At 64.6% G+C, this 26,306-nt stretch carries 12 protein-coding genes; 4 read left to right on the forward strand and 8 right to left on the reverse strand.

The window, feature by feature from the left end; all coding sequences use genetic code 11:
• Window positions 1-21: 21 nt before the first annotated feature.
• Entirely contained in the window at window positions 22-426 is a 405-nt protein-coding gene (locus BT179_RS15565; protein WP_083526383.1) for a VOC family protein, read from the forward strand.
• 91 nt (window positions 427-517) lie between these two features.
• Here BT179_RS15565 and BT179_RS15570 read toward each other — a convergent pair whose 3' ends face one another.
• Window positions 518-1,666, reverse strand: coding sequence for a MalY/PatB family protein (locus BT179_RS15570; RefSeq protein WP_072398480.1), 1,149 nt, complete (start codon window positions 1,664-1,666; stop codon window positions 518-520).
• Between the two features lie 88 nt (window positions 1,667-1,754).
• On the reverse strand, window positions 1,755-3,401 hold the full coding sequence (locus BT179_RS15575; protein ID WP_072398481.1) for a diguanylate cyclase domain-containing protein: 1,647 nt from the start codon (window positions 3,399-3,401) through the stop codon (window positions 1,755-1,757).
• Between the two features lie 302 nt (window positions 3,402-3,703).
• Between BT179_RS15575 and BT179_RS15580 the strand changes: the two genes are divergently transcribed.
• Entirely contained in the window at window positions 3,704-4,864 is a 1,161-nt protein-coding gene (locus BT179_RS15580) for a hypothetical protein (RefSeq protein ID WP_072431187.1), read from the forward strand.
• A gap of 40 nt (window positions 4,865-4,904) precedes the next feature.
• Here BT179_RS15580 and BT179_RS15585 read toward each other — a convergent pair whose 3' ends face one another.
• Together BT179_RS15585 and BT179_RS15590 are read right to left on the reverse strand one after the other, a co-directional pair.
• Window positions 4,905-5,858, reverse strand: coding sequence for a sensor domain-containing diguanylate cyclase (locus BT179_RS15585; protein WP_072431188.1), 954 nt, complete (start codon window positions 5,856-5,858; stop codon window positions 4,905-4,907).
• 3 nt (window positions 5,859-5,861) lie between these two features.
• Window positions 5,862-6,875 (reverse strand): response regulator, encoded by a 1,014-nt coding sequence (locus BT179_RS15590; protein WP_072398484.1) that lies wholly within the window; start codon window positions 6,873-6,875, stop codon window positions 5,862-5,864.
• Window positions 6,876-7,125: 250 nt separating this feature from the next.
• On the opposite strand from BT179_RS15590, the gene BT179_RS15595 reads away from it, so the two are divergent.
• Window positions 7,126-7,908 (forward strand): DeoR/GlpR family DNA-binding transcription regulator, encoded by a 783-nt coding sequence (locus tag BT179_RS15595; RefSeq protein WP_072398485.1) that lies wholly within the window; start codon window positions 7,126-7,128, stop codon window positions 7,906-7,908.
• Window positions 7,909-7,948: 40 nt separating this feature from the next.
• On the opposite strand, the gene BT179_RS15600 is transcribed toward BT179_RS15595, so the two are convergent.
• Complete coding sequence (locus BT179_RS15600) at window positions 7,949-9,652, reverse strand: ABC transporter ATP-binding protein/permease (RefSeq protein ID WP_072431189.1); 1,704 nt, start codon at window positions 9,650-9,652, stop codon at window positions 7,949-7,951.
• Between the two features lie 200 nt (window positions 9,653-9,852).
• Between BT179_RS15600 and fhuF the strand changes: the two genes are divergently transcribed.
• The gene (gene fhuF, locus BT179_RS15605) at window positions 9,853-10,542 is read left to right on the forward strand and encodes a siderophore-iron reductase FhuF (RefSeq protein ID WP_083532851.1); all 690 of its coding nucleotides are present in this window, start codon (window positions 9,853-9,855) and stop codon (window positions 10,540-10,542) included.
• A gap of 24 nt (window positions 10,543-10,566) precedes the next feature.
• Here fhuF and BT179_RS15610 read toward each other — a convergent pair whose 3' ends face one another.
• Genes BT179_RS15610 through BT179_RS15620 form a run of 3 tightly spaced genes read right to left on the reverse strand, consistent with a single transcriptional unit; the run spans window position 10,567 to window position 26,274 of the window.
• Entirely contained in the window at window positions 10,567-12,219 is a 1,653-nt protein-coding gene (locus tag BT179_RS15610; protein WP_072431190.1) for a cyclic peptide export ABC transporter, read from the reverse strand.
• 1 nt (window position 12,220) lies between these two features.
• The gene (locus BT179_RS15615) at window positions 12,221-16,072 is read right to left on the reverse strand and encodes a non-ribosomal peptide synthetase (protein WP_072431191.1); all 3,852 of its coding nucleotides are present in this window, start codon (window positions 16,070-16,072) and stop codon (window positions 12,221-12,223) included.
• Window positions 16,069-26,274 carry a non-ribosomal peptide synthetase gene (locus BT179_RS15620; RefSeq protein ID WP_072431192.1) on the reverse strand — a complete coding sequence of 3,402 codons (10,206 nt, stop codon included), beginning with the start codon at window positions 26,272-26,274 and terminating at the stop codon, window positions 16,069-16,071. The genes BT179_RS15615 and BT179_RS15620 overlap by 4 nt, the downstream gene beginning before the upstream one ends.
• Window positions 26,275-26,306 lie beyond the last annotated feature (32 nt).

Here is a 26,306-nt window from a genome sequence, read left to right on the forward strand (position 1 = left end):
GCATCCAACCGGGAGATGGAAGTGTTCAGCCACATACAGATCGGCGCGCGCGACCTGCCGAAAATGATCGCGTTCTACGATGCAGTCCTTGGCTGCCTGGGGTTGGTGCGCATGGAAAGCGAGGACGATTCGGGCCCGCCGGGAGAAGGCTGGCATCAACCCGGAAAACGCTGGCCCCAGGTGTTCGTGCAGTTGCCGTTCAATGGCCTGCCCGCGACCTGGGGCAACGGCATGCAAGTCAGCTTCGCCGCCGACTCACCGCAGACCGTGCGCGCCGCCTGGGAGCTGGCCATCGCCATGGGTGGGCACGACGAAGGCCCACCGGGGCTGCGTCCGCAGTATTCGCAAGGATATTTCGGCGCGTATTGCCGGGACCCGGAAGGTAACAAGCTGTGCTTCGTGCACACCCCGGACATGCACGAATAGTCGGCATCGGTGCGACGGGGCCCGCCAATGGCCAGGGCTGGGCAGCAGCCCTGGCCATTGGGTCTATTCCAGCGCAACGGCCCTCTAACGATCAGCCCCTGGCTTTCAGGCTGCGCTCCATCCGGGCGATACCTTCTTCCAGCAGTGCCCGCGGACAGCCGAAGTTCAGGCGCACGAATTGCCCGGCATCGTCGCCGAAATCCAGCCCGGCGCTGAGGCCTACCCTGGCCTCGTCGAGGAAGAACGCGTGGGGATTGTCCAATCCCAGCGCCGAACAATCCAGCCAGGCCAGGTAAGTGCCTTGGGGAACGGTCATGGTGATACCGGGCAGCCGGGTATTGACCGCATCCACCAGGTAATCGCGGTTGGCCTGCAGGTACGCCTTGAGGGCTTCGAGCCAGGGGCCCGCTTCGCTGTAGGCGGCGCGTGTGGCCTCCAGACCCATGGCGTTGACGCTGTCCACCATGCCTGCCCGGGCATTGTTGACCCGTTCGCGGACCTTGGCGTCCTGGATAATGGCGAACGAGGTTTTCAATCCGGCGATGTTGAAGGCCTTGCTGGCCGACATCAGGGTGATGGTGCGCTCGGCGATAGCCGGGCTCAGGGACGCGGTGGGAATGTGCACGCGGCCGTCGAAACACAGTTCGGCATGGATCTCGTCGGAGATGATCCAGGCGTTCTGCTCCAGGCAGGTGCGCGCCACGGCTTCGAGTTCTTCGCGGGCGAACACCTTGCCCAACGGGTTGTGGGGATTGCTCAGCAACAGTGCGCCGCCACCTTGCAGGGCATCGCGCAGTGCCGCCAGGGGCGTATGGAATTGGCCGTCGAGCGGCTCGAACGGCAGCTCCACCTTGTTCAGGTTCCAGTGGCCCGGGGCATTGCGCAGCGGCGGATAGTTGGGCACCTGCACCACCACGTTCTGGTCCGCCTCCACCAGGGCGTGCAGGGCCATGTTGAAGCCCGGCTCGACCCCCGGCAGGAACACGATCTGCTGGGGCTCCACGCGCCAGGCATATTTATTCCACAGATCCGTCACGATGGCCGCCCGCAGGTTGTCCTGGGCCACGCTGTAACCCAGCATCGGATGTTCCAGGCGTTTGCGCAGTGCATCGATGACCACCGGCGGGGCGGGGAAGTCCATATCGGCCACCCACATCGGCAGCACGTCGGCCGGATAGCGACTCCACTTGGTACTGCCGGTGCCGTGGCGGTCGAATACTGTGTCGAAATCGAAAGTCATGATCGTTCCATCGGGTCGCAAAGGAAATGGCGCACATGATAAAGCAATCGGCCGGGCACTTCGCGTCCGCGTCACGTGTGCGCTACGTTCAGGCCTCGGCTTGGGTCGTCGGCGCGAGCATGGTTCCATGGAACTTCGCCTGGGACTTGCCCGCCCGCTTGGCCTGGTAGAGGGCCTCGTCGGCCTGGGCCAAGGCCTCGGTGAACGCGCCGGTGGTCCATAATGCTCCGCCAATGCTGCAACCGATGCCGATGGCTTCCCCGGCCAGGACCACCGGTTCGGCCAGCTTCGCGATGATCCGTTCGGCGGCGCCTTGCATGCTGGCCAAGGGGTCTGCCGTGCGCACGCGCAGCAGGAGCACGAACTCATCCCCGCCATGGCGGACGGCGATATCGCCTTCGCGTACGGCCGTCATGAGGCGGATGCCGACTTCCCGCAACAGCGCATCGCCAACGGCATGGCCGAAGCGGTCATTGACCGGCTTGAATCCGTCCAGGTCCACGCACAGGACGCCGAAGTCAGGCGATGCCCCAGCCTCGCTGCGTACAGCCTGGACGTACTTGTCGAGGGCCGCCCGGTTCGGCAGCCCGGTAACCACATCGCGATAGGCAATGCCTTCGACGACGGCCAATTGGCCTCTTTTGCGCGTCAGGCTGTCGACCAGGTGACGGATCGCCGCGCTGAGGGTTTCGACTTCCCGGCTGCCCTTGAGCAATGGGATGCTCACATCGGCACCTTCGGACAGGCGAGCGGCGGCATCGGCGATTGCGTTCACCGGCCCCGTGACGATGCCGGCCACCACCCAGCCGATCACAGCGAACAGCAAGGACAGGATCACCCCCCATATGAAGATTTCCTTGCGCACTTCATGGGCTTGGGCAAAGGCGACCTCGGCGGGCTGCCGAGTCACCACCGTCCAGCCCAGGCCCGCGTATTCGTCGACTCCGACGCTCTGGGCAGAGCCTGCCACGTACAGGTTGCCGTCCGGCCAGCGTTCCACCGACCAACTGGACTTGGCGTCATCGAGTTTCAGGCCGATGGGCTTGCCGATCATGTCCCGAGGGCCCAGCAACACCGTGCCGTCCTTGCTCAGGACCAGGAACTCCAGGCCAGGGAGGCGCTTCTGCAGCGGCACAAAGAGCGAGCGCCCCACCTCGGCGGCCCACTCCCAGGAGAGATGCGTCGCGAGCACGCCCATGAAATGCCCGCTTTCGTCCCGGACCGGCATGCTGATATCGACAAACTTCATGGCTTCGCCGGAAGGGTTGGGAAGCAGCTTCGCCAGCATCACGGCTTCATGCACGTCGCCGACGAAGGTACTGTCCCGTCCATTGGTGAAGACCGGCCGATGGGAGATGTCGACGCCTTCGAGCAGGCTGTCGGTGGATGCCACGACCGTGCCTCGGGCATCGGTCAGCCCGATCCAGGAATAACTGGGAAACTGGTCGCTCAGGTGATTGAGCAGCGCCTGCGCTTGGGCGCGGTCTGCGGAGTCGCGCAACGCCTCCAGCTTGCTCAGGACGGTGAGGGCCTTCGAACGGCTATTCATATCGCGATCGAGGCGATCGATCATGGAATAGGCGTATTCGCTCAGCTGTAGACCGGTCTGTTCCTTGAGCCGGGATACGGATGAGTCGCCAATGACGGTGCCGAATATGCCGCTGAGCACCAGCACGACCAGGGCGACGACGACGGCGAATCGCGCGCGCAAGCTACGAAATGACAGGAAAGACATGTTATGCCCGTAGGGAAGGAGACGAGGGGCCTGCATTCCCTGGCCATTTTTTTGCCTATGGTCGCAGAATTCATGGATTTGAAACACTGCTTGTTTCAACAAGCGGCCTGCGGGGCGACAGAGTCTGGTCGGGCGCTGCGCCGTGAGCGAACGAGTCTGTAATGCCGGAGAGTCGCGGGTGACGGGGTGGCGCGGCGTCACCCAGGCTTGAGGGTTGATTGCCTCGATCCTCGGGCCTCCATTTGTTCGCAACCGTGCTAATTTCTAGCAAGTCGACGCACACATTTTTCAAGGATGACACGATGTCCAAAGGATCTGTTTATCTGGCTGGCTGGGTCATGGCGGTCTGCTCAGGCTTTTCCACCGCACCGTTGGCCGACCAGGAGGCCCGTGTCTACACCGGTACGCTGGGGGGCATGCCGATCGTACTGGAGCTCGATTCCAGTTCGGGCGAGGGCCGCTATTTCTATCGCAAGTACCGCAAGGACCTGCTGCTCAGCGGCAAGAAGCAAGGCCAGACGCTGGTGCTGGACGAAGGCCAACGCCGGCATGACAGCGATGCGCCGGGGCCGCAGCTTCATCTGGTGACCACGGCCGACGGTCTTGACGGCGAATGGCGCAGTGGCAAAGGCAAGGTCCTGAAGATTGAGCTCGAGCCGGCCAGGCTGGCCGATGTGCCGGGCGGAACGTTGCCCTATATCGCCGGGCTCCACGACAGCGCGCCCTACGAATACCTGCGTCTTCAGGGCATGACGCTCAAGCCGGGCAAGACCGGGACGTTCAATGGCTACTCGTTGCAATGGTGGATCGAGCCGCAGACGAAGTTGACCCTGTTCGAAGTGGTGTCGGGCTACAGCGTCGAAGAGCGGCAGCGGATCAACCAGCAATTGTTGGGGCGCCTGTGGCAGGAAGTGGTGGGGTACTACGGGTGCCTGGCCGGTGGTGAGGCAAGCTCCTACGACCAGACGATCAAACCGCTGCTGATGACGCCCTCGGTCATCAGCGTGAACATCGGCACCGCGTACAGTTGTGGCGGTCCTTATCCGGATCACAACAACGTTGCGCTCAATCTCGATGCGAAGACCGGCCAGCCCCTGGTGCTGGAGGACGTGCTCTGGGTCGGCGAAGGCAAGCCGTTGCACTACGACGAACTCGACAGTCAGAGCGACGCATCCGCCGACGGATTCGCGGCCTTCTCCGCCTACCGTTCCAACGAGTTCGCGCCCTGGCTGGTGGCGCAGTTGCTCAAGCTTTATCCGAACCCGATGAGCAGCGACGAAGAGTGCGCGTACAGCGAGGAGGACCCGTGGCGCTTCCCATCCTGGTACTTCACCGACAAAGGCCTGATGATCGAGCCTTCCTTCCCCCATGTCGCCGCGGCGTGTGGTGGAGTCGAGTGGAGCGTCCTGCCCTATAGCCTGGTCAGCAAGCATCCGGGTGCAGTAGCGCTGAAGTTGCCCTGAAGGGCGGGGGACACCCTGATCCGGGGTGTCCCAACATGCATCACTCGTACACTGTCACCCGGTTGCGCCCGGTCTTCTTGGAGGTATACAAGGCCTGGTCGGCCCGGGCGATCAGGTCGGCGTGGCTGTTCAGCGGCTGGTTGAGCTCGGCCACCCCGAGGCTGATGGTGAAACGGATGACCTGCTCACCGTAAGGCACGTCCATTTCCTCGACAGCCTTGCGCAGGCGTTCGGCGAACATCCCGGCGCCGACCTTGTCGGTGTCCGAGAGCACCACGCCGAATTCTTCACCACCATAGCGCCCGGCAATGTCCGAATCACGCACGTGCTCGCGAACCATTGTGGCGATCTGTTCGATCACCTTGTCGCCCGCCGGGTGCCCGTAGGTGTCGTTGATCCGCTTGAAATGATCGATGTCGAACATCACCAGGCTGGAAGTGTTGCCATAGCGCTGGTAGCGGGCAAAGGCGGCTTTCAGGCTTTCTTCCCAGTGGCCGCGGTTGTACAGCCCGGTCAGCCGGTCGGTGCTGGAGAGCTTCTGCAGTTGCGCGTTGGCGGCCTGGAGCTGATGACGGTTGGTGGCGACGTCCGTGACATCGTAGATCACCAGGCAGATGTGGTTGATCTTGCTGTCGGGCGAGCGCAGGGGCAGCAACGTGGTGTTCTGGAACATGTACTCTTCCTGGCCGGTGATCGGCTGGTAGCTCTTGAACCGCACCAGGTATGGACGTTGCTCCCAGACCGTGAACGCTGGCGTGCCCAGGGCGGCGACGCTTTCGACCTTGCGACTGAACCATTGACGGTCGACTTCAGGAAACAGGCTGAAGAAATGCTGGTTGTGGGCGTCCTTGGGTTGTATCCCGGAACGGTTCTCCATGAAGGTGTTCCACACTTGCACCCGGTAGTCGCGGTCGAGCACCACCACGCCGACATCGATGCTCTGGACAATCGCCAGCAACCAGTGGAATTCGTTCAGATCGACAGGATTGTTCATGGCTCAGCTCATCAAGTAGGCGAGTTTGTGGGTCAGCCGCTCGATGGAGTCTTCCGTGAACAGCAATAGCAGGTCGAAGCGAATGTCGTGGCCTTCCAGGCCGTAGCTGATTTCCACCGCCAGGGTCTTTTTCCAGTGGGTGCGGTTGACCCGGATGAGCTCCTCGATGGCGGCGTGCTGACCGAGCACTTGTGGGTGGCCTTGGGAAAACACCACATCGATCTGCTCGGCGATGCTGCTCAGGCATGCACCGATCAGCACGCTGGAAAGGTCCAGTAGCATTTCCAGGTCCGAGTAGTCGGCGCTCTGGCGCTGCATCAACTGGGCGATATCGGCGATTTCCGAATCGTGGAATATCAGCAATGCTTCGCCGGCGATGCCACTGCCGATGAACCCCTGGCAGATGGCGGTCAGTTGCTGGGAGCTGCCGGCGTCGGCCAGCGCCATGTGCAGCTCGCCCACTTCCAGGATATTCACGTTCGGCACCGGCAACTGCACGAAGACCCCCAGCACCCTGGCGATCAGCGCGGCGGCGCGACCAATGGCCACGTTGACCGTTTCGCGAAAGGCATCGTGAAAATTGATGGCGGTATTGGCGGCCGAACGATTCTGCGACGACACCAGGCCGGGGCCGTTCAGCAGGCCCAGGCGACTGAGGGTCTGGCGCAGCTCGTTTTCGTCGAAGGGTTTTTTCAGAAAGGCAAGGGCGCCCAGTTCATGTACGCGGCGCACCGCTTCTTCCTGGATGTCGCCGGAAATCACGATGACCTGGGCCTTCAGTCCCTCGGCGCGCAAGGCGCTCAGTACCTGATAACCGTCCATTTCCGGCATGGTCAGGTCAAGCAATACCACCTGGCCCAGCCCCTGGCGTATGGCGTCCATCGCCTGGCGTCCATGGCTGGCCTCGGTGATGGAGACGGGCCAGTCCGCCGGTAATGCCCGTAGAACCTGCTTACGGGCCATATTGGAGTCGTCGCATACCACTAGGGGAATCACTGACACAGACAAGGCTCTCATCGGGGAAAGTACTAGGGCATGATGCCATAGGCCCTTTAAACCACCTAATAAGAAGGGTTATTACCTGCAAATTGTTTCGGTGGTCTTCTGTTTTGAAGCACCGGCCGCCGCGGAAGTTCGATTTGAAGGCCGGCGCACCCAGGTGCCGAGAGCTAACGAGACGCCGCACATGCGCTTTGACGGCAAGACCAATAACCGGCATATTGCTCGCTTATGATTGTTTGTGCTTGTTTATGCGGGTTGTTGATCCATGAATACATCATCAGAAGCTTTTCCCGGCGAACGCCAGCAGTTGATCAGGGACCGCCTGGCCCTGTATGGCCGGGTGATCGCGGCCGATCTGGCCAGCGAGTTCAAGGTGTCCGAGCATTCCATACGGCGAGACCTGAGCGCATTGGCCGCGGCGGGGTTCTGCAAGCGTGTCTACGGCGGCGCCATCCTGTTGCCTGTCGCCGAAGGGCCGATGGATGTGCGGGTACGCCAGGATACGGCGCGCAAGGGGCGACTTGCCCAGGCGGCGGCTTCGTTACTGAGTGAAGGGCAGCACGTGTTCATGGATGCGGGTTCGACCAACCTGGCCATCGCCCGTGCCATCGACCCCAGGCTGCCATTGACCGTGGGCACCAATTCACCGCTGATCGCGGTGCAGTTGATGAAGCTGCCCTGCGCCAAGGTCATTTTGCTGGGCGGCCAACTGGATCCCGTCACGGGTGGGGTGATCGGCTTGACGGCTGTACGGCAGTTGCAGCAGTTCAGTTTCGACCTGTGTTTCCTCGGCGCCTGCGCCATCGATGCGGACAACGGCATCACCGCGTTCGGCCTGGATGACGCGGAATTCAAGCGTGCGGTGGTGGCCGCGAGCGGCCAGGTGGTGGTGGCGGTGACCAACCAGAAACTGTCCAGCATCGCTCACTATCAGGTGGCGTCCTGCGAGGAGGTCTCGGCCCTGGTGGTGGAGCACGATGCGCCACGTGAACGGTTGGAGCCGTTTCTGAGCAGGATTTCCAATGTCCTGACCGGGGCCCGCGAATGATGCGCGGAGATGGCAGATTCCGCGCTCGACGACTGCTGGCTCAGACGGCCTGCTTGACCTTTCGGCAGGCCCACTGCGCTTCGCTCTGCAGCTCCAGCACTTGCCAATGGAAGCGTTCCAGGGAGGCATTGTGGCCGACGCTGATCATGATGGTTTCCGGCAGTGCCTGCCTGAGCATCTGGTAGCAGCGCGCTTCGTTCTCCGCGTCCAGCGCTGAACTGCTTTCATCCAGGAACAGAACCGCCGGGCGAGCCATCAGCGCCCGCACGAAGGCGCAGCGTTGCTGCTCGCCGATGCTCAGGGTCTGCGCCCAGTCCCGATCCTCATCCAGTTGCTCGCCCAGGTGCTGCAGGCCGACTTGCTCCATGGCCAGGCGCAGGTTGGCCTCTTCTTCCGGGCGGGGCGGGTTGGGATACCACAGCGCCTCGCGCAGGCTGCCCAGGGGCAGGTAGGGTTTCTGCGAAAGGGTCAGGGCCCGTTCGCGATCATAGGAACTCGAGCCGCAGGCGTGATGCCAGAGCCCGGTGACGGTGCGAATCAACGTCGACTTGCCGTAGCCCGACGGGGCGCTGATCAGCAGGCTGTCGCCAGGTTCCAGGGAGAGGTTGAAGCCCTTGAGCAAGCGTCGGCCGTTCGGCAGCCAGACGTCCAGGTCCTTGATGTGGAGCCCCTTGGCTTGGCGTCCGAGGGTGACCTTGGACTTGACCTGGACGTTGTCCAGGCGCTCCTGGAAGCCCACCAGCCGGTCGATCACCGATTTCCATTCCGACAGCTCCGGGAAGACCCCCACCAGGTAGGCAATGGCCGCGTGGACTTCGCCGAAAGCCGCGCTGATCTGGGTCAGGCGGCCCAGGGGAAAGGCGCCGGAGAAGAACTGCGGCGCCATGATGAACATCGGGATGACCGTGGCGCTGCGCAGATAGAAGGTCGAATAGCCCATGATCAGCTTCTGTTTTTTCACCAGCGCCCAGAAGTTCTCCAGTGCTGCTTCCAGGCGTTGGTTGAAGCGCTGGTTTTCCACGGCTTCGCCCCGATACTGCGCGACCGAGTCGGCGTTTTCCCGCAGGCGGATGAGGGAGAAGCGGAAATCCGCCTCGCGGCGCTGTTGCATGAAATTGAGGCCGGGCAACGCGCGTCCCAACCAGAATGCCAGGCCGGTGCCCAGCAGCGCGTAGACCAGGGCGATCCACACCAGCAGGCCCGGGACCACCACGGCATCGCCGGCGAAGGGGATGCTGACCAGGCTGGAGGCTTGCCAGAGGATGTGCAGGAAGGAGAACAGCGACACCACCGAAGTCAGCAGGCCCAGGCTCAATTTCAGCGATTTTACGATGAACAGGTCGATGTCTTCGGCGATCCGCTGGTCCGGGTTGTCCACCTCGGTCTCGGTGAGTTTCAGCTTCTGATACCGTTGGGCGCCCAACCATTGATCGAGCATGTTGCGCGTGGCCCAGCGACGCCAGCGCAGGGTCAGTTTCTGCTGGAAGTGAAAGGCGCCGACGGTGAAGGCGGCGGTGCCGACCTGCAACAGGATGAATTGCACGCTGCCGACCAGAAAGCCAGGGTAGTCCAGGGCTTGCAAGGCGTTATAGAAATGCAGGTTCCAGAAATTGGTGAGGATGTTGACGCCCACCAGGCACAAGGTCATCAGCACGGTGGCCGCCAGCAACAGCAGGGCCGGATACTTCTCTTCGGATGCCCAGAAAGGCCGCGCTAGACGCCAGAAATTGCGGAGTGTGTGCATGTGGTTTTCGGTGAGCCCGGTCGCTGACGACGTTGAGTTTGCAAAGGAGGGAGGATAGGATCGGCCAATGCTAATCGTTTGCATTAATTTGGGAAAGCCACGGGAGCCCCGTCATCGAATTTCCAGAATGGCTTGAACAAGCGTGGCCGCCGATTAAACGGGTGGTCCGGCCGCTATCCGGCGAGCAATCGTCCGTCGCCCTGAGCCGGCTCGCCGACCCAGCCGTGCTGAATCCGTTGCTGGCCAGCTTCGCCTTGCAATACCCGGGGGTGAATCGTGCCGCCGTGGTTTCGCAGTGGTCGATGAACTACATGAGCATCGTACTGCCCGCCACGTTCGCCTGCGTGCTGACACGCCATGGCCGGATCGACTTCTGGGGCGAAGAGGCGGTGCTGTTCCATGAACAGGGCCAACCCCAGTCCCTCGGCTTGCCCGGCTCGCTACCGGCGCTGTCCGCCGGCGAGCGTGCCGAGTATTGGTCGCAGTTGATTCATCGGCACATGGCGCCGCTGTTCGCCACCTTGGCCGCTGCCGGTGGCCTGGCGCCGAAGATAATGTGGGGCAACCTGGTCGCCATCTGGGACGGTGCCTTCGCCAGGATGGACCCCGACCTGTGCCGGGACGGTTTCGCCGAGGCACACCGCTGGCTGGAACAGGCCTTGGTGAACGATGGACGGTTGAAACTGCGGGGTCTGCAACGCATGGTGGAATCCCCCGCGCCGCAGATCTGCCCCTGCTTGCCGTTGCGTCGGCATTGCTGCCTGCATTACCAACTGCACGAACCCGTCGAAGGGCAGACACCGGTGCTCTGCGAGTCCTGTCCCAAGCTGCATCGCCTGCCTCTGGCCGAGCAGGTGAGTTACCTGCACTCCATCTACGAGGACGCCTGAGGGGCGTCGCCGCTTCGTTGTTGCCTATGAATACGCCTTGGCCAGCGCCGTCGGGCCCTCTTCGCAACGGGGCTCGATTTCGCTGAGTTTGCCGTGCTCGATGCGAATCAGGCGGTCGGCCAGGCCGAAATAGGCATCGTCGTGGGAAATGACGATCAGCAGTTTGCCGCGTTCGCGAAGGTCCGGCAGGATCCGGGTGTAGAAGAAGTGCTTGAACACCGGATCCTGGTCGGCCGCCCACTCGTCGAAGAGGTAGCAAGGGCGGTCGTCCAGGTAGGCACTGAGCAGGGCCAGCCGCTTGCGTTGTCCGGTCGAGAGCGCCAGGGTGGTCAGCCGGCCTTCCTCGATCTGCACTTTATGGTCCAGCTGCAGTTGCACCAGATAGTCCTGGGCCTGCTGCATCAGGTGTGGATCGTCGCCGTCGAAGAGGTTTTCGAACAGGCAGAAGTCGGTGAAGATCGCCGAGAAGTGCTGCCGGTAGTGGTGGTTGTCGTTGCTCGACGACACCTGTTCGTCGAGTATGATGTCGCCGCTTTCCGGACGGTACAAACCTGTGAGCAACAACGCCAGGGTGGTCTTGCCGCTGCCGTTGCCGCCCGTGATGAACACCACCTCGCCGGCATTGAGGGTCAGGTCGATGGGGCCCAGGGTGAAATGCCCATCCTCACGTTCACGGTAGTAGGTGTGGGCAACCTGTCGGCAGACCAGGTGGCGGACCTGGGTCGGCGGGATCGTCTCGATGATTTCGCCACCGGCTTGCATCTCGCTCTCCAGGGCCCGGATCTTGTTCAGGGCGACGCTGGCTCGGCCCAGGGTGGGCAAGGCATGCATCAGTTCCGACAGCGGGGTGATCATGTAGAGGATGGCCAGGATGTAGCCGGTCACCAGGCTGGCGCTGAGTTCGATGATATGGGGCGCGGCGAACAGCACCACACCGATCAGCATGTAGAACACCGCATTGCCCCAGTTCATGACCAAGGCATAGATGCTCATGCCACGGACGAAGTCCCGGCGGTATTGCAGGCTCACCGGTAGCAACAGGCGTGAGAAGAAATGCTGCCGGCGCGGATGGTTGAGCTGCAGTTCCTTGCTGCCTTCGGTCAGCAGGCGGTACTGGTCGAACAACTGATCCTTGAGTTCCCGGGCTCGGGAGATCGACGTCAGGGCCCGCCGTTGCGGCCAGTTGAAACTGAGGCTGCCCAGGATGATCAGCGCCAGCGTCAGCCCCAGCAGGGGCAGGCTGAGCCAGCCCAGGTAACCCAGGCAGGCCGCAATGATCCCGGCGTTGACCAGCAGGATCGGGACCAGTTCCACCGCCTGGCTGATGGTTTGCGTATCGTCGGTCAGCATCGCCAGCAGGCGATGCTTGCCCAGGCGTTGCAATTGCGCATAAGGCGTATCGATCAACTTGGCGCTCAGGTGCAGCCGCATATCGTGCACCGCTCCCTGTCCCAGGCGCAGGAGGCTGACATCGGAAATTACCCGCGAGACCGCTACCAGCACCACCAGGGCGGCGAAATACAGGCCGTCCACGGGGCGCAACCGATCGAACACTTCCAGGCTGTGATTGATGTTGGCGATCAGGCCCGCCGCGGCCAGCCCGCAGACCAGGCCCGTCAGGGTCGCGATCGACAAGGCGCGCCAGGAACGTTTGGCCATGAGTAACAACAAATCCATTTCAAACAGCTCCGTCAGGTGTGATGGTCTCGAGGCAGGCGGCCAGTTGCTCATGCAAGGCGGGTTGCTCGAGAAGGGTCAGGTGTTGCGCAGCGATGACCTGGCGAGTGAACGGCCCACTGCTCAAACCTTCCCAGTGCGGGTCGGCGAAGGCAGCCTCGGCCAGGGTATCGCTGGCCCACCATACGTGTACCGGGCAGCTTAACCGCGGTGGCTCGAAAGTCGACAACAGATGCTGCGTATGCTGCTGGTAGCGCAGCCGGGTCTGCAGATGGTCCCAGCTGTCGCCATCGAGCTGCAGGCCTTGCTGACGCGCCCACTGGGCCAGCTCCGGCAGGCGCTGCACGGCGGGCAGGGCAGCCAGTTGCGTCATCAGGGCCGTCAGGGTCGATGGCGGCAGCTGGCGCAACACGGCCTGGCTGTCGGCCGTCAGGGAGGGAACCGCCGATTCCCAGAGCGCTTCGACGCTGTCGTCCGCTTCTCGATGCTGGTATTGCGAGTCGAGGATTGCGAGCAATGCCACGGTTTCGCCCTGGCTCTCCAGGCGGGCGGCCGCGGTAATCGCCAGCAGGCCGCCCAGGGAGAACCCCAGCAGGTGATACGGGCCGTGTGGCTGCTGCTGGCGCAGCTGTTCGACGTAGATCGTCGCCAGTTGCTCGATGTCTCCCCCCAGCGTCGTGCTGTCGTCGTTCAGGTAGGCCGCCTGCAGTCCCCACAATTGCCAGCCCGATAACGGTGCCAGCAGACAGCGATAGTCCTGCACATGGCCGGTGGAGGGGTGGAAGCAGAACAGCTTGGCGCTCTGCACCGAGGTAGCGTTGGGGGGCGATAGCCTGACCAGGGGCGAGAGCTTGAGTTCGGCCTGCACCAGTGCCGCGAATGCCGAGACGCTGGGAGCGTTGAACACCGCATTGACCGTCACCGGGGCCGACAACGCGCTCTGCAAACGGCTGGCAAGCGTCACCGCCGCCAGGGAATGCCCGCCCAGTTCAAAGAAGTCATCGTCGATGCCCACCCTTTCCAGGCCCAGCACCTGCGCCCAGATATCGGCGAGCAGCGCTTCCAGCGGGGTGCGCGGCAAGGCGCTGCCTACGGTGTCCAGGACCTTGTCGGCCCACTGCTGCAAGGTCTTGCGGTCCAGCTTGCCGTTACCCATCAGGGGCAAGGCTTCGACGATCCGCAAGGTGGGCAGCATGTAGTCCGGCAGGCAGTCCTGGGCCTGGCCATGGAGGCGCGCGACCGTGGTCGAATGCCCGGGCACGAGGGTCAGGAAGGCGAACAGTTGCTGGCCGAGCTCACCTCGGGACAGGCATTGCACCGCCGCCTGGGCGACGCCTGGAAGGCGAACCAGCTGCGCCTGTATCTCATCGAGTTCCACCCGGAAGCCACGGATCTTGACCTGGCGGTCCGCGCGTCCGGTGATTTCCACGCTGCCATCATGGAGATAACGCGCCATGTCACCGGTGCGATACAGGCGTTCGCCGAAAGTGGTGGCCGGTTCGATAAAGCGATCAGCGTTCTGCTGGTCATCCAGGTAACCGCGGGCCAGTTGCGGACCGGCGATGTACAGTTCCGCGCTCTGGCCGGGGCCCACCAGTTGGCCTTGTTCGTCGAGCAGGTACAGGCGCATGCCGTCGAGACGGTCGTCCAGGGGCAGGCAGCGATAGTCCACGGCTGGCTCGGTCTTGTGCATCGCCACCCCGACGGTGGTTTCGGTCGGGCCGTAATGGTTGAAGATGGCCAGGGCCGGTGCGAGCTCGCGAATGCCTTGCAGCAGGCGGCGCGAACAGCTTTCGCCGCCGAGCACCAGTTGCTTGCGGGGCAGTACCGCGGCACTTTGGGCGTGCATCAACCAGGCGTCGAGCAGCGAGGGCACGACTTTCAGGTGGTCGATGGGGTACTCGGCCTGCCAGGCGGCCCAGGCCTGGGCGTCCATGGCGGTGTCCTTGTGCAGCAGGTGCAATTCACCTGCGCTGAGCAATGCCGGGAACAGCAAGGTGTAGCCCAGGTCCGCCGCCAGGGAAGTGACCACCGCGCTGCGTTCGCCAGGGGCCAGTCGCAGGCGCCGGGACACGCTGTCGACATAACTGGCCAACTGGGCGTGTTCGACGATGACGCCCTTGGGCGTGCCGGTGCTGCCGGAAGTGAACAGCACGTAGGCGGCATCCTCGGGTTGGATCCGGGCGTCCACCACGGCCGTGGATGCCTGCTGCCAGATCGCCTCATCCCTCAGGTCGAGGCTGCCGGCCGAGGGCAACGCGGGCGCGCTGCCGGCCGAGCCGCTGAGCACGAAAGCGGGCCGGGCCTGCTGCAGGATCGCCAGGGAGCGTTGCGCGGGCTGGTGCACGTCCAGGGGAACGAATGCGGCGCCACTCTTGAGCACGGCGAGCATGGCCAGGATCATCTGCGAGGAGCGATCCAGGTACAACGCCACGCGGTCTTCGCGGCCGACGCCCTGGGCGCGCAGGTAATGCGCCAACTGATTGCTGCGGGCCTGCAATTGAGCGTAGCTCTGGTGCCCGTTGGGGTCGCGCAGCGCCAGGTGGCCGGGGAAGCGCGCGGCGCACGCCTCGAAACGCGCCGGCACGCTGGCAAACGAGGGGGCCGTGACCTGGCCATGCAGGGCCGCCAGGGTCGCCTTGAAGCTCGGCGCTTGTAACGACAGTCCGGCCAGGGGTTTTTCCGGATTGGCCAGGGCATCGAGCAGCAGCGACTGGAACTGCTCCAGCAGCGTGCGTGCGGCTTGTTCGCTGTAGCGGCTCGGCAGGTGGCACAGGTTCAGGCGGTAGCCGTGGCCGACGGTCTCGTTGCGGGTCGTCTCGACAACCAGCAGCAGCTCCATGCCCGCCGGGACCGCCTGTGCATCCAGTACTGAGAGGGTCGAGGCAGGACTGCCCAATGCAGGGAGTCGCTCCGGCAGTTGCCCGCCCCATTGGAAACCGTAGTGCAGCGTTTCGGCCGGCAGCGGGGTACTGACCCCGCAGTACTCCTGCCATTCGGTGGCTTGCTCGCACAGGGCCTGCAAGTTCGTCAGCGCCTGGGCAAAGCCCCGGTCCGTGGCCGGTTGCCAGCGCAAGGGCAACGGCTTGGCGAACAGGCCCCAGCAGTCTTCGAGTTCCTCGTAGTCGTCACGGCAGTCGTGCACCCAGTTCAAGGTCAGTGGCGGACTGTCCACCGTGCCCAGGCGCTGCAACAGGGCGCCCCAGGCAGCCATCAGGACATGCTCGGGGGATGCCCCGTGACGCTGGCAGAAACTGTCCAGGGCCGCATACACCAGGGGGCCGGCTTGCTCACGGGTGGTCAGCGGGGTGTCCGGTCGATCGGTGCGCACCTGGCGATACAGCAGCTCGCTGGCGGTCGGTTCGTCGAGGGCCTGGCTGGCCCAGAAGCGCCGGCCCGGCACAGCGTCTTCATCGGACTGCAGCTCGTAGAGCCAGGCGCTGTACTGGGTGTAGGTCATGGCTTCATCGTCGGGCAACGGCGCATCCGCCGTGCCCAGGGCCCGAGCCAGGCGCAGCAGGGTGCCGCGATCCGCGCTCAGGCCGGGCAGCTGCAAGGTGACCCGATGCCTGTCGGCTCCGAGCGCTTGCACATCGACGCCGATCACGTCCGTGGCCGTGACGGCCGCCTCTATCACCTGCAACGGCAGCAGCAGGCCCGGCTCAGGCCGCACCCGCAGGCGCAGGGCCTCGTGGCAGGCGCTGAGCGCGGCCAGACGCTGCTGCAAGCGTTCCAGCGCCAGCGCCCCGGTGATCTCCAGTTCCAGGCGCACGGGCGGCAAGCCCGCCAGCCATTGGCTGCGTTGCTGCGGCGAGAGGGCGAAGGCTTCTTCACGCTGTTCGTAGATCGTCATGCCTGCACCTCCGCATCCGACGCCGATCGGGCTTCAGGCACAGGCCCCGTCAGCTCTTCACGACGCATCATCTGGCCCATGGCGACGCAGATCTTGCGTTCGCCCTCGAAGGGGTCCCGGGCATGGGCCACCAGCATATTGTCCAGCATGACCATGTCGCCCTTTTGCCAGGTAAAACGTACGGCGCAGGCTTCGTACGCTTCCCCGATCACTTGCATGACAGCGTCTTCGATCACGCTGCCATCGCCGTAATAGACATTGCGGGGCAGGTGGCCGGGGCCGAACAGGTTGATCAGGTTGGCGCGCACTTCAGGCTCCAGGCATGCGGTGTGGTGCAGTTGCACCTGGTTGAAGAACGACAGTTCGCCGGTCTGCGGATGAGCCACGATGGCCGGGCAATGCTGGGCGATGCGCAGGTTATCGGTACCGAGCCATTCCCAACGCATGCCCGAGGCGAGGCATTGGCGCTCCACTTCCTCGCGCTGCTCGGTCTTGAAGAAGTCCTGCCAGCGCACATCCAGCTTGTCGGTGAAATGCCGCACGTACAGCAACCCCAGCGCCTTGAAGCGCTCGACAATGTCTTCGGGCAACCGCGCCAGGACCTGGCGGCAATCGACGATGGGTGTACAGCCGCCACGCGGAGCGGGAGTCTCGCAATAGAACCACTGCTTGCGCGGCCATTGGGGCAGGTGTGAGCTTTCGTTGTGGAAGAGAATCATGTGTTGTTCCGGGTACGGCGTGGAATGGTAGATGTTCTTGCCGGAGGTGTTCTTCGGCAGGTCACCGTAGGTGCCGTAGAGATCAGGCTCGATGGCCTGGGCGAATTGCTCGAAGGCTGCGGCATCCGGCAGGTTGAAGCCGCGGAACAGCAGGCCGCCGTGGGTACGCAATTGAGCATTGATCCACTCCCGGGCCTGCAGCGCCCAATGCACCGGGTCCAGGTCGCCGAGCAGCGGTTCGATCACCAGGGGCAAGGGATTGCCGGCGTCGAGATGACGGGTGCGCACCTGTTCGTGGGCCACTTGGCTCACGGCCGTGGCCCGGGTCTGCTTGAGCTTGCTCAACTTGGACTGCTTGCGTGCGCTGCGCGCGGTGGCATCGTCCGGCGCCCCTTCGGCCTCGGCCGATGGCGCGTTGTTCCTGGCGGCCTCGACGCCCCAGCTCCAGTGATCCAGGGCCTGGCCGGGGGCCGAGGCCAGCGCTGCCAGCAGGCTTTCGAAGCCTTGTTCGAAGCGCTGGACCGTCGCTTGCTGCAATACACTGGTGCGATAGACCCAACGCACGTTCAGGCCTTGCTCCTCGTCTTCCTCGACGAATACGGCCAGGTCGAACTTGCTGCTCTCCTGGCGAGCCACCAGGTGTTCCACGTCCAGGTCCGGCAGGCTGGCGTTGCCGCTGGGGGTGTTCTGCATCACGAACAGCACCTGCACCAGCGGGTTGACCCCAGGCGTGCGCGGCGGCTGCAGTTCCTCCACCAGCTTGTCGAACGGCACCTGCTGGTGCTGGAACGCCGACAGGCAATCCTCGCGCAAGCGTTGCAAGCGCGCATCGAAGCTTTCGCCCTCGTTGAGACGGGCCCGGATCGGCAGCACGTTGACGAAGAAGCCGATGAGGTTTTCCAGGGCCGGGTGCTCGCGGTTGGCCAGGTCGGTACCGACGATGAAGTCATTGGCGCCGGTAGCACGCTGCAAGAGGCTGTTGAACGCATTGAGCAAGACCATGAACAGGGTCGCCCGCTGCTGTTGCGCATAGGCCTTGAGCACCTGGGCCTGGGCCGGCGTGAAGCGTTGTTCCAGGGCTGCGCCCTGGTAGTCGGGCCGCGCCGGGCGCGGGCGGTCGAGGGGCAGCGGGATCAGCGTCGGCGCACCGTCCAGCTGGCGGCGCCAATAGTCGACTGCCCGCGCCAGCAGCCGTTGCTGGGCTTCGCTGCGCTGCCAGTAGGCATAGTCGGCGAACTGCACCGGCAATGTCGGCAAGACCGGTGTCGAGCCGTGGCTGAACGCCTGGTAGCCGGTGATCAGTTCCTGCACCAGGATACCCATGGACCATGCATCGGTGGCGATGTGGTGCAGCACCAACTGCAGCACGTGATCGTCCGTGCCCAGGCGCAGCAGGTGGGCCCGCAACATCGGCGCCTGTTGCAGATCGAACGCCCGCCCGGCCTGTTCGTCGATCAGGCGTTGCAGGGTTTGTGCCTGCTGTTCGCCGTCCAGGTGAGCGAGTTCGGTGGGCGTCAGGTCAAGCACGGGGGCCGGGCTGATCACCTGGCACGGCTGGTCGCCGTCGAGCTGGAAAGCGGTGCGCAAGGATTCATGGCGCTCCAGCACACACTGCAGCGCCGCTTGCAGCGCGGCGATGTCCAGGGCTCCACGCAGCCTGACCGTGGTGGTCATGTTGTAGGCGGCGCTCGGGCCTTCGAAGCGATCCAGGAACCACAGCCGTTGTTGGCTGTAGGACAGCGGTAGCGGCTGGTTGCGCGGTGCCAGGGCCATGTCGGCTTCGCCATCGGGCTCGGCCTGTACGGCGAGCTGCTGGTCCACCGCAGCGGCCAGTTGCTCCAGGGTCCCACGTTCGAACAGCGTGCGCAGTGGCAGGTTGACGTTCAACCGCCGACGGATGCGCGACAGCACCTGGGTCGCCAGCAACGAGTGCCCGCCGATGGCGAAGAAGTCGTCGTGTACGCCAACCTCGTCCAGGCCGAGGATCTCCTGCCACAGTGCGGCCAGGACTTTTTCGGTCGGCGTGCGTGGCGCCACGCACTGCTGCTGTGCGTTTTCGTCCTGAGGCACGCCCAGGGCGGCGAGGGCACGGCGATCGACCTTGCCATTGGCATTCAACGGCAGTTGCACAAGCGCCAGCCAACGGGCCGGCACCATGTAGCTTGCCAGTTGCTTGGCCAGGTAAGCGCTCAAGACCTGCTGCGCGGGTTCGTCGCCCAGGTCCACGGTGTCGTCGAGCACGTACCAGGCCACCAGTTGCAAGGAACCCCGGGCATCGGGCAGGGCCAATACCGCCGCGCTGTCCACCGCCGGATGCTGCATCAGGCGGTTTTCGATTTCACCCAGCTCGATGCGGTGGCCGCGGATCTTGACCTGCTGGTCGCGGCGACCGAGGTATTCGATCACGCCATCCTCACGCATGCGGCCGATGTCGCCACTGCGGTACAGGCGTGCGCCTGCCTGGAATGGATGCGCAACGAAAGCTTCACGGGTGCGTTGCGGGTCGCGCAGGTAGCCGCGGCCCACGCCGACGCCGCCGATGCACAATTCACCGGGTACGCCGACGGGAACCATGCGCAGCGCCGAGTCGAGGACGAACACCTGGTTATTGGCGGTCGGCTTGCCGATGGGCATGTGCAGGCAGTCGTGGGCCGGCGCCTCGGTGATGGGGTGGAACGCCACGTCATCGGAGCATTCGGCCGGACCGTAGGCGTTCATCAAGGCGACGGCCGGGAAACGTGCGAACCAGTCCCGGGCCAGGGCCGGGGGCAAGGCTTCGCCAGTGGGCAGCAGCCAGCGCAGGCTCGCCAGGGTGTGATGGGCCTGGCTTTCCTGGAGCATGCCGCGAATCAGCGCCGGCACGGTCTCCAGCAGCGTCAACCGGTGTGCCTGGACCGCATCGAGCAGAGCCACCGGGTCGTGGGCCTGGGCATCGGGAAGAATGTGGACCGTGGCACCGAACAGTGGCGCGGCGAGGAACTGCCAGACGCTGATGTCGAAGGCCGCCGAAGCCGTCTGGGCGATGCGATCATGCTCATCCAGGCCCAGGCTCGGCACCTTGCCGAACATGTTGTTGAGCATGCCGCGCTGTTCCACCATGACCCCTTTGGGGGTGCCGGTGGAGCCCGAGGTGAAGATCACGTACGCCAGTTGGTCAGGGGAGTGGGCGTAGCCGACCGGTTCTTGGGCGGCGCCGTTCCAGAGGGCCTGGGCAACCAGGCAGGTCGGTTGCTGGCGCATCTGTGGCAGGACGTTGTCCAGGGTCGATGCGGCATTTTCGCAGACCAGCAGCAGCGGGGCCTCGCCCAGGTCCAGCAGTTCGGCCAGGCGAGTGCCAGGCTGTTGGATGTCCAGGGACTGGAACGCCGCACCGGCCTTGAGCGTGGCGACCATCATCGTCAGCAAGGCCAGGCCACGTTCGGCAAACAGCGCCACCAGGGTTTCCGGACCGGCACCGGCCGCTTGAAGAGCATGGGCGATGGCATTGGCGCGACGGTCCAGTTCGGCGTAGGTCAGCGACTCCCCCTGGCAGACGGCGGCGATGTGCTGCGGGCGACTGCGCACCTGATCGGCGAACAGCGACGCATAGCCACGCTCCAGCGGGAACTCGACGGCGCTGCGGTTGCATTCGATCTGCAGCTGCTGGCGCTCCGCTTCCGGCAGCATGTGCAGGCTGCCCAGTGGGGCCTGGGGTGCCTCCAGCATGCCCGACAGCAGTTGCACCAGATGCCCGAGCATCCGCTGCACGGTGGCGGTGGTGAAGCGCTGGCTGTCGTAGGACAGGCGGATGCCCAGGCGATCGCCCGGATACAGCACCACGGTCATCGGGAAGTTGGTGTGCACCCGGTCTTCGTAGATGTCGATGCTGAAGACGTCGAGCTGCACGCTGCTGATGTCCAGCGGGGCGTTTTCGAACACCACCAGGCTGTCGAACAATTGCTGTCCGCGCGGCACCTGGCTGCAACGCTGGATGTCCACCAGGGATGCGCTTTCATGTTCGCGCAACCGGGCGTTGTGGGACAGCAGGGCCTGCAGCCAGTCGGCCACCGGTGCCTGCGGGTCCACGTCGATGCGCAGCGGCAGGCTGTTGATGAACAGCCCGACCATTTCTTCCACCCCGGCCAGGTCGGTCGGACGACCGGCGACGGTCACCCCGAACAGCACGTCGCGGTTGCCGCTGTAGCGCGACAGCAACAATGCCCAGGCGCCCTGGATCCAGGTGTTGGGAGTCAGCTGGTATTGCTGGCAGAGCTGCTGCAGGCGCTGGGTCTGGGCAATGCTCAGGGTATGGTCGAAGTCTCCCACCTGTTCCGGCGCCTGCTCGGGACGCGCCACGGGGCTGTCCACGTGCAACGGCGTCGGTTCGCTGAAGCCGGCCATCTCGGCCTGCCAGAACGCGTGGGCGGCGGCCATGTCGTGACGCTCCAGCCAGCTCATGTAGCCACGGAACGAGCGCAGGCGAGGGCGAGCCACCGGCTCCTGGCGCACGATGGCCTGGTAGATCGCCAACAGGTCTTCCATCAGCAGGCCGAAGCACCAGGCATCGGTGAGGATGTGGTGGAAGCTGCGCACCACGGCAAAGCGACGCTCATCCAGCTGGAACACCCGCAGGTGAGTCAGTGGTGCGCAGGCCATGTCGAAGCCTTGCAGGCGTTGCTCTTCCAGGGCCTTGTCCATCGCCAGGCGCTGCTGTTCTTCGTCGAGATCACGCAGGTCCTGCCAGTCGAATGCCCGATGGGTCTGACGGTACACGCACTGCAGCGGCTCATGGTCGTCCTGCCACCAGAACGCGGTACGCATCATCGGATGGCGCTCGAGGAACAGTTGCCAGGCCGCTTCCATCGCCGGACGCTGCATTACGCCGTCCCAGCTGTAGCGTTGCTGCATCAGGTAGATCCCGCTGTGAGGTTGCAGCAGGGTGTGCAGCAGCATGCCCTGTTGCATGGACGACAGCGGGTAGACGTCCTCGATGTTCGCCCAGTCCAGGGGCTCGGCGGCCAGGGTCGCCGCCTGCTTGTGGCACAGTGGGAAGGCCTGGCTGGCGGGGCGCAGGTCAGGCGTGTCGGTCAGTTCGGCGAGTTCGATCAACCGTTGCACAAGCCTTGGCGCCCAGTCGGCCGCCAGCGCCCCTTGGCTGCGCAGGTGCAGGCAATCGTCCTGCCACCAGGCGTCCAGGGTCAGGGGGCACGAGGCCGCCGGTGACGGCGCCGCCTCGACCCGGGCCAGGATGCCACGCTCTTCGCGATGGCTGTCCAGATCGCCCTGCCAGCGGATGGCGATGGCGGCTGGCGGGAGGTCGCGCAGCGGTTCTTGCAGGTAGGTATTGTCCGACAGATAGCGCAGGGCACCATAGTCGACACCATGCTGAGGATACGCCCGCATCTGCCCGACCAGGGCTTGCAAGCGTTGCAGCCGGCTGTCGCCTTCGGGCTGGAGGAAGTACGGCACCGCCAGGGTCAACGGCCCCAGGATGCGCGCCGGGTCGAAGTCGGCCACGGCAATCGGTGCGTTGGCGGGCAGGCGCTCGACCCGGGGACGAGCCGCCTGTACGCTCAGGGCCAGCAGGCCTTCGCCGCACACTTCACGGCAGTGCTCGGCCACGGCGCTGGCCAGCAGGCTGTTCCAGTCCAGTTGCAACACCTCGCCCAGGCGCTTGAGGGCCGTCGAGGTGGCGGCCGGCAGCGTCTGTTCGACCACGCTGGGCGGTTGTTGGCCGTCAGGCAATTGAAGTGGCTCCATGCCGGCGTATTGCAGCCAATGCTCCCAGGCGTCGTCCAGTCCATCACCCTGGGCATGGGTCTGCTGGTGGCGGGTCCACTGGCTGAAATCACCGCCGACGTGGGACAGGCGCACCGGCCGTTGGTAACGCAGTTGGGCCAGCGCCAGGTTGAGGTCGTTGAGCAGCAGCTCCCAGGAGGCTTCGTCCAGGCACAGCGGGTGCGCGGCCAGCAGCAGGAATGGCTTGCCCGCCACCTCCAGCAGGCTGGCATGCAGGGTCTGGCCGGCGTCCAGCGCCAGTGCGTCGACGCCGGCCTGGGCCAGGGCCTGCAACTGTGCCGGGTCGTTTGCCGCGAGTGTCCCGGTGGTGACGGCCGGGGCCTTGGCCGTTGCCAGCACCCGTTGCTGCCATTCCCCATCCGGTTGGGCCTTGAGTGCCAGGCGCAATGCCTGGTGGTGATGTTGCAAGGCGCCGATGGCCTGGCTCAGCAGCTCGCCGTCGACCGCCTGGCTCAACGCCACGCAACGCCAGGTCGCCTCCAGCGGCCCCTGTTGCAAGCGGGCCAGTTGCCCGGCGGCCAGTGGCAGCTCATGACCATCGGCGTTGCTTTCGGCCACGCCATGGCCGGCGTCGGCGCCCAGTACACGGGCGATGTCGGCGATGGTGCGGTTCTCGAACAACTGGCGTGGAGTGAGCTTCAAGCCTTGCTGGTTGGCCCGGGCGATGATCTGCAGGTTGATGATCGAATCGCCGCCGAGGGCGAAGAAGTTATCGTGTACCCCGACACGTTCGAGCTTGAGGACATCCTTCCAGATCTGCGCCAGCAGCGCCTCGACTTCGTTGCGTGGGGCCACGTGGGTGGCGCTGTCGTCGCTGGACTTGTGGGGGATCGGCAGGCGCTGTACGTCGACCTTGCCGTTGCGGGTCAGGGGCAATTCATCGAGGGTGATGAAGTGCGCCGGCACCATGTAGTCCGGTACTCGCGCCCCCAGGTCGTTACGCAACTTGGTGGCGGACAGCGACTGGCTGGCCACCAGGTAGGCCACCAGGCGCAGGCTGCCGTCCAGTTCCACGGCACGCACCAGGGCTTGCTCGATCAGCGGCGACAGGCGCTTGAGCTGCGCTTCGACTTCGCCCAGCTCCAGCCGGTTGCCGCGGATCTTGACCTGGCTGTCGATCCGGCCGAGGAACGCCAGTTGACCGTCCACCTGCCAGCGTACGCGGTCACCGGTGCGATACCAGCGTTGCTGGTCTTCATCGAGCAGGAAGCGTTCGGCGGTGAGGTCCGGCCGGTGCAGGTAGCCCCGGGCCAAGGCGCCGTTGATCAGCAACTCACCGCAGACGCCGGTCGGCACCAGACGACCGTTGGCATCCACCACACGCACTTGACGATTGGGCAGCGGCCTGCCGAGAGCAATGCTGCGCAGGCCTGCGGGCAGTTCGGTGGCAATCGCCCCGACCGTCGCTTCGCTCGGGCCATAGTGGTTGAACACCCTGAGCCCTGGCGCCAGGTGGTTCACCTGTTCCAACAACCCCGGGCTGAGAGCGTCGCCGCCAAACACCAGCAGGGTGCGGGGCAGCAACCGGGCATCGGGAAGCGCCTGCAACAGGCCGGCCAGGTGGCTCGGGGTGATCTTCAGCACATCCACCGGGTGCCGGTCGAACAGTTCAGCCAGCGCCAATGGGCTGAAACCGCTGTCTTCATCCACCAGCAGCAGGCTGCCGCCGTTGCACAGGGCACCGAACAGCTGGGTGTGACCCAGGTCGGCGGCGATGCTGGACAGCAGGCCATAACGGGCCGCCGCCGGAGGGTTGAGCACCGCGTGCACGGCTGTCAGGTAGTCGACGATGGACTGGTGTTCCACCACCACTCCCTTGGGTGTGCCGGTGGAGCCCGAGGTGTAGATCACATAGGCGGCGTCCGTCGGGCTATGGGCCACGGCGGGTGGCGTAGCCGGCTGGCTGGCGATGGCCGCAGCCTGTTCCTCCAGCCAGAGGGCCGGCGTGCGTTCGGCCAGGCCTGCGAGCAGTGGCGAAGGGGCGGCGCCTATCAGTAGCGCGGCGCGGCTGTCCACCAGCACATCGGCCAGACGTCCGGCGGGCTGCTTGATGTCCAGGGGCAGATAGGCCGCGCCGGCCTTGAGGACACCCAGCAAGGTGACCACGAAATCGACACTGCGCTCCAGGGCCAAGGCCACCACGCTGTCCTGGCCGATACGCCGGGCGCGCAGATAATGGCCGAGGCGGTTGGCCTGCTGATCCAGCTCACGGTAGGTCAGAGCCACCTGACGGTCCCGGACCGCCAGCGCCTCGGGGTTCGCGGCCGCCTGCTGTTCGAAGCGCTGGTGCAGGCAGGCCAGGGGCACCGGCAGTTGCACACCACGTCCCTGGACCCGCAACTGCTGGCTTTCCTCCGAAGCCAGCCATTCCAGCTCGCTGACGCGGCGCTGTGGCTGCGCGGTCATCGCCAACAGGATGCTGCGCAACTGCGTCGACAGTATCGTCACCTCGGCATCGCTGAAGCGGCTGCGGTCGTAACTGATCAGGTAGTGCAGCTGCTTGTCCGGCATCACGATCAGCGACAGCGGGAAGTGGTTGCGGCCCTGGGTGAGGGTCAGGCCTTCGACCTGCTGGTCGTTGGCCGGCGCGCTGAAGCTCAGGCCACCGGTGTCCTGGTTGAGGGCATCGGTCACCGGGAAGTTTTCGAATACCAGGATCGAATCGAACAGCGCCTGTTCAGCGGCAATGCGCGACATGGACTTGAGCTTGCCCAGGGGCAGGTAGGCGTGGTGGCGCAAGTCGCTGTTGGCCTGCTGCAGCTGTTGCAACCAGTCCACCAGGGCCGGGCCCTCGGACCATTGCACGCGCAGCGGTAGGGTATTGATAAACAGCCCGACGGTGCCGTCCACCGCGGCCAGGTTTTCAGGACGGCCGGCGACGGTGACGCCATAGACCACGTCGTCACGCCCCGCATGCTGGCCCAGCAGCAGCGCCCAGGCGCCCTGGATCAGGGTGTTGATGGTCAGGTCGTTCTGGCGCGCGAAGTGCGACAACCGCTCGGTTTCGCTGGCGTCCAGACGGCTTTCCCGCTCGGCGAAGGGGACGCCCGAGGGCGCTGCCTGGCGTTCGGCGAAATGGGGCAGCGGGGTCGGCTCGCTGACATCGTGCAATTGCTCGCGCCAGAAGCCTTCGGTGGCGGCCATGTCCTGCTCCGCCAGCCAGGCGATGTAGTCGCGATAAGGCCGGGTCGGCGCCAGGTTGGCAGGGCGGCCGTGAGCCTGTTCGTAATAGAACGCCAGCCACTCCTGAACCGCGATGCCCACGCTCCAGCCATCCATGAGAATGTGGTGGAAGGTCCAGATCAGGTGCCAGCGCTCGGGGGCCAGGCGTACCAGGCACACGCGCATCAGCGGCGATTCGTTCAGTTCCAGGGGCTGGGCCCGTTGCTCCAGCGCCAGTCGCTCCAGGGCTGCCTGGGGTTCGGCCTGGTCCTGCCAGTCCAGTTCGGTCAGGGGCAGCGCCACGTCCTGCTGCACCACTTGATAAGCATCGTCCAGCTCTTCCCACAGAAAGGCACTGCGCAGCACGGCATGGCGCTGCATCAGCGCCTGCCAGGCGCCGCGAAACGCGTTCAACTGCAGCGGACCGTCCATTTCCAGGCTCAATTGCTGGTAATAAACCCGCGAATCCGGTTCATAGACGCTGTGGAACAACAGGCCGTGCTGGGTCGGCGAAAGGGAGTAGATGTCTTCGATGTTGTTCATGCTTGCTTGGTCCATTTCAAAGGCTTGAAACA

The sequence above is a fragment of the Pseudomonas sp. NFACC43 genome (genome assembly GCF_900119645.1).
Classification (GTDB): Bacteria; Pseudomonadota; Gammaproteobacteria; order Pseudomonadales; family Pseudomonadaceae; genus Aquipseudomonas.